Raw genomic sequence first — 250 nt, forward strand, 5'->3', positions numbered from 1 at the left:
GGCGGCGGCGATGCCGTGGCCGAGCTTGCTCGGGTCGGCGAGGTTCTTCATCACCGCGATCAGGCCCAGCACCGCGCCGATGATGCCCAGGGTCGGCGCGTAGATGCCCATGCCCTCGAACACCCGGGCCGCGGCCAGGTCGTGCTTCTCCTGCTGCTCGACCTCGATCTCCAGCATGTGCCGCATCTGCTCGGGCTCGACGCCGTCGACCAGCATCTGCAGGCCCTTGCGCAGGAACGGGTCGTCCTGG

At 69.6% G+C, this 250-nt stretch carries 1 protein-coding gene; it reads right to left on the minus strand.

Going from position 1 to position 250, the window contains the following annotated elements; all coding sequences use genetic code 11:
• Window positions 1–250: MotA/TolQ/ExbB proton channel family protein (locus R0J87_RS23000; protein WP_498889256.1), on the minus strand; the 250-nt coding region annotated here is incomplete at both ends.

It is taken from the genome of Halomonas sp. SIMBA_159 (assembly GCF_046536035.1).
GTDB lineage: Bacteria > Pseudomonadota > Gammaproteobacteria > Pseudomonadales > Halomonadaceae > Vreelandella > Vreelandella venusta_A.